This is a genomic window from Paenibacillus sp. MZ04-78.2 (assembly GCF_024213375.1).
Classification (GTDB): domain Bacteria; phylum Bacillota; class Bacilli; order Paenibacillales; family NBRC-103111; genus Paenibacillus_G.
This window is the reverse complement of record NZ_JANAVJ010000090.1, coordinates 1-4,954: the sequence shown is the minus strand read 5'-3', so window position 1 is coordinate 4,954 and position 4,954 is coordinate 1. Positions and strand designations below refer to the sequence as shown.

Sequence of the window (4,954 nt, the reverse complement as noted above, 5' to 3'; positions counted from 1 at the left end):
AGTACGTACGGTTCGGAGGGGAGTTCTTCGAAACCTGTCACAGGAATGTGGTAAGGCGCGGGGTTCTTACCCTACTACCGATTTCGTTTGGCGGAGCCGGGTTTGTTTCAGGAGAAGTACAAAAGCTACCGTACGGACGGCGGCGGGCCGGGGCGGCGCATCGATCTGGCGCGCAATTTCCGCAGCCGCCGTCAAGTGGTGGACGGCACGAATTTTATTTTCCGCCAGCTGATGCACGGAGATGTCGGCGAGATCGATTACGACGAGCGGGCGGAGCTTGTCTATGGCGCGGGCTATCCTGAGCTGCCGAACGCAAGCGGCCCATTTGCGGCCGAGCTTGTGCTGATCGACCGGACACCGCAGGATACCGATGCGCCGGGAGAGAACGCGGGAGATTCCCCAGAGGGCTTTGCCGCCGGAACGGAGGAGCCCGCGGACGATGCGGCAGCCGAGGTGCGCGAGTTGGAGACGGTGCAGCTCGAAGCGCGGTATATCGCGCGGCAAATCCGCGAGATGATGGGGATGGACGGCGGCAGGCGGCGGCAGGTATACGACAAATCCGCCAAAGGCATGCGCGACGCCCAGTTCCGGGACATTGTCGTTTTGCTGCGGGCGACGCAGCAGTGGGCGCCTGTCATGATCGAGGAGCTGCGGCAGCAGGGCATTCCCGCTTACGCGGAGCTGAGCACCGGATATTTTACAGCCGTCGAAGTGCAAACGGTGTTGTCGCTGCTCAAAGTGATCGACAATCCATATCAGGACATTCCATTGGCCGCCGTGCTGCGTTCTCCGATCGTGGGACTCGATGCCGAGGAATTGGCGCATATCCGCATATGCCGGCCGCATGGGGCGTACTTCGACGCCGTGAGGGCTTACGCGCCGAGAGAGGCTGCGGGTTCCGAAGCGGATCGTGGAGACGGGAAAACCGTAACGTTCACAGTATACGAAGCCGACGAGGCGGAGCCGGCCTGCGAGAGCGATGGAGCAGGGGACGGATTTCAGGGGAACCCGGAAACGCGGCGCAAGCTGCGGACATTTCTCGATTGGCTCGGGCAGTGGCGCTTGGAATCACAGCAAAGCTCGCTGGCCGATTTAATTTGGGATATTTACCGGAAAACCGGCTATTTCGATTTTGTCGGGGCCATGCCCGGCGGCCCGCAGAGGCAGGCCAATTTGCGGGCGCTTTACGACCGGGCGCGGCAGTACGAAGAGACGTCGTTTCGCGGGCTGTTCCGGTTTTTGCGTTTTGTCGAGCGGATGCAGGACAGCGGCGGCGATCTGGGAACGGCGAGGGCGCTTGGCGAGCAGGAGGATGTCGTCCGCATCATGACGATCCATAAAAGTAAAGGTTTGGAGTTCCCTGTCGTCTTCGTCGCCGGGATGGCCAAGGCGTTTAACCGGCGCGATTTGACGGACAGCTTTTTGCTGCACAAGGAGCTTGGCTTCGGACCAAAGCTGATGGAGACGGACACGCGGGTCAGTTATCCGACCTTGCCGTGGCTGGCGATCCGGCGCAAAATCGAAATGGAAATGCTGGCCGAAGAAATGCGCGTACTGTATGTGGCGCTGACCCGGGCGCGGGAGAAGCTTATCCTGATTGCGTCGGTCAAAAATTTGCAGAAGCAGTTGGACGCGTGGGGACGGTTTGTCCTGCACGATCGGCTGACGCTGCCGGACGACGCGCTGGCGGGCGCACGCTGTTATTTGGATTGGATCGGTCCGGCGCTGATCCGGCACCCTGACGCGGAACCGCTCCGGGAAGCGGCAGGTCTGGACTATCGGCTTTGGTCGTTCATGGACGGCGAGCCTTCCGAATGGCAAGTGCGCCTGCTGAGGCCGGAGCTGTTCGCCGGGATGTCCCAGGCTGCGTCGGCGGTGAGCTTTGCCGATACCCGCTGGCAGTCGGTGGTCCGGCTGGAGCCGGTCGACGAAACGGAGCGGTGGGAGCACGAAGTATGGCGGCGCTTGTCTTGGAGCTATCCCGGGGAGGATGCGACACAGGTGCTATCCAAAACATCCGTTACGGAGCTGAAGCGGCATTCGGAGCACCGGAGGCTGCTTGAGCTGCTGTCGGACGAGCCGTCTGCGGCATTGTGGCCGGGAGTCGGGACGGAATCGGGAGAACCGGTAACGGAAGAAAGGTCCGGGCGGGGAGCCGATGGTGCGGCTTTTCACAAAGTGATTGTCCGAAGACCGAGGTTTATGGAGCGAAGCGGGCCGAATGCGGCTGAACGCGGAACGGTGTTTCATACTGTGATGCAGCATATGCCGATGGATCGCCTTCCTTCGGAATCCGACGTCCGCGAGCTGCTGGCCTCTCTGGTGCAGCGCGAGCTGCTGACGGAGGAGCAGTGCGGTCTGGTCGATCCTGCGGTCATCGTGACGTTTTTTGAAAGCGAGCTGGGACGGCGTTTGCTTCACGCCAAGCGGGTGCACCGGGAAACGCCGTTCAGCTTCGGGCTGCCTGCGCGCGACGTGTACGGTCCTGAACGGGGCGGGTTGTCGGATGAGACGGTGATGCTGCAGGGCGTGATCGATTGTCTGATCGACGAAGGCGACGGCCTCATGCTGGTGGACTTCAAGACGGACCGGTTAAAAGGCGCTTCTCCGCTCCAGCTGGCGGAAAAATACCGTCTGCAGCTTGACTTGTACGCCAGAGCCGTCGAGACGATCTGGAAGCGGCCGGTCACCGGAAAATATATCTTTTTATTCGACGGCGCTCATGTGGTGCAGCTGTGAATGAAGTACGATTGGAAGCAGACGCCCAGGATGAGCGGGCGTCGACCATAGAAGCGGAGCAGGACATATAGCTTGGCTTAAGCCAAGTGCCGCCTCATTGCGCCGCGATTAGGGAAGGAAGGAAAAGCTATGCGGATATTGCATACGGCGGATTGGCATTTCGGCCGTACGCTGGAAGGAAGAAGCCGGCTCGCCGAGCAGGAAGCGTTCGTCGACGAGCTGGCCCTTCTCGTGAAGGAGCAGCAAATCGATCTGGTGCTGCTGGCAGGAGACGTTTACGATTCGGTGAATCCTCCGGCCGCCGCCGAGCAGTTGTTTTACGATGCACTGGCGCGTCTGTCGGATCAAGGTCAGCGTCCGGTGTACGTCATTGCGGGCAACCACGATCACCCCGACCGATTGGCCGCTGCCGACCCGCTGGCGCACAAGCTTGGCGTCACGCTGGTCGGTTTGCCGGAAGCGCGAGTGCATACGGTGGACATCCGGCGCACGGGCGAAACGGCGGTGCTGTTCGCGCTGCCGTATCCGTCCGAGTCGCGGCTGCGCGAGCTGCTGTCGGAGGGGGCCGACGAGATGCTGCTGCGGGCCGTCTATTCCGAGCGGGTGCGGCATATCGTCGCGGAGCAGGCGAAGCATTACCGCGCCGATACGGTCAATTTGCTCATGAGCCATCTGTATGTGCTCGGCGGGCAGGAAACGGAATCGGAGCGGCCGATTCAAGTCGGAGGCGCTTATACGGTCGACACGTCGGCGCTTGAAGCCGGGGCGCAGTACGTTGCTCTCGGCCACTTGCACCGGCCGCAATTTTTGAAGTCGAAGACGACGACGATCCGCTACAGCGGCTCGCCGCTCGCCTACAGCTTCTCGGAGGCCGGGCAGGCCAAATCGGTCACGGTGCTCGATCTGAAGCCGGGCGAGGCTCCCCAATTAGAGGAAATCTTCCTCTCCAGCGGGCGTCCGCTGGTGGAATGGAAAGCCAAGGGCGGGCTGGCAGAGGTGCACCGTTGGCTGGACGAAGGCAAGGACGCCAGCGCTTGGATCGATTTGGAGGTTCACTTGCAGGAGACGATGTCGATGGAACAGCTGCACCGGCTGCGGCTGGCCCGGGACGGGTTTATTCACATCCGGCCGGTGTACCCGGATTTGGAGGCGTCGCTGCAGGAAGCCGTCTCGGCGACGAAGCTGCCGATGGACGAGCTGTTCCGCCGCTTCTACGAGCGGCAGACCGGCGGGGCGCAGCCCGAGCCGGAGCTGATCCGGCTGTTTCTGGAGCTGTTACATACGGAGGAAGACGATCCGGCGGTGTAGCCGGATAGTTATAAAGCAGATTGGAAAGGGGGCTTGCTCATGCGGCCGATTCATTTGCATATCGCGGGGCTGCAAAGCTACCGGGAGGCGCAGGATATCGATTTCAGCGCGCTGACGGGCGCGGGGGTCTTCGGCATCTTCGGGCCGACGGGTAGCGGCAAGTCGACGCTGCTCGATGCGATGACGTTGGCCTTGTTCGGGAAGGTGGAGCGGGCGCCAGGTGGCACGCAGGCGATTATGAACCAGGCGGAGCAGACGCTGTCCGTCTCGTTTACCTTCGAGCTAGGGCATGCGCTCGGCGTCAAGCGCTACCGCGTCGACCGCCAGTTCAAGCGGGGCGGCGACGTCTCGGTGCTCGGCAGCCTGTGCCGGCTGATTCAATACCGGGACGACGAAGCGGTCGTACTGGCCGACAAGGCGGGCGAGGTCAATCAGCGGATTCAGGATATTTTGGGCTTGTCGATGGCGGATTTTACCCGGGCGGTCGTGCTGCCGCAAGGGAAGTTCGCGGAGTTTCTGACGCTGACGGGCAAAGACCGGCGGGCGATGCTTCAGCGTTTGTTCCATCTGGAGCCGTACGGCGACCGGCTGAGCGCGAAAACCGCTGCCCGTTTCAAGGAAACGGACGTGGCGATCCGGGCGCTCCAAGCGGAGCAGCAGGGCCTCGGCGACGCCTCGCAAGCGGCGCTGGCGCAGGTCGAGCAGCGGCTCGCGGAAGCGCGCGAAGCCGCCCGCGGGCTGCGCGAGCGGCTCGCCTCCTGCGAGCGCCGCGCCGCGGAGCTGCGCGCCGTGCGCGAGCTGCAGCGCGAGCGCGCTTCGCTGGCCGCGCGCCAGGCGGCGCTGGCCGCGCAGGCGCCGCGCGTGGCACAGCTCGCGGCGCGCCTCGCCCGCGCGGCGCAGGCCGAGC

3 protein-coding genes are annotated in these 4,954 nt (G+C 63.0%); all 3 read left to right on the top strand.

Going from position 1 to position 4,954, the window contains the following annotated elements; genetic code table 11:
- The first annotated feature begins 87 nt into the window (after window positions 1–87).
- Complete coding sequence (addA, locus tag NLX71_RS25925) at window positions 88–2,739, top strand: helicase-exonuclease AddAB subunit AddA (RefSeq protein WP_302058454.1); 2,652 nt, start codon at window positions 88–90, stop codon at window positions 2,737–2,739.
- Between the two features lie 129 nt (window positions 2,740–2,868).
- On the top strand, window positions 2,869–4,047 hold the full coding sequence (locus tag NLX71_RS25920; protein WP_254366663.1) for an exonuclease SbcCD subunit D: 1,179 nt from the start codon (window positions 2,869–2,871) through the stop codon (window positions 4,045–4,047).
- 39 nt (window positions 4,048–4,086) lie between these two features.
- A partial coding sequence (locus NLX71_RS25915; RefSeq protein ID WP_254366662.1) for an AAA family ATPase occupies window positions 4,087–4,954 on the top strand: 868 nt, incomplete at its 3' end.

Excerpts from the sequence above, each read along its gene's own strand:
- NLX71_RS25920 (WP_254366663.1), top strand. The coding sequence starts at position 2,869 with ATGCGGATATTGCATACGGCGGATTGGCATTTCGGCCGTACGCTGGAA.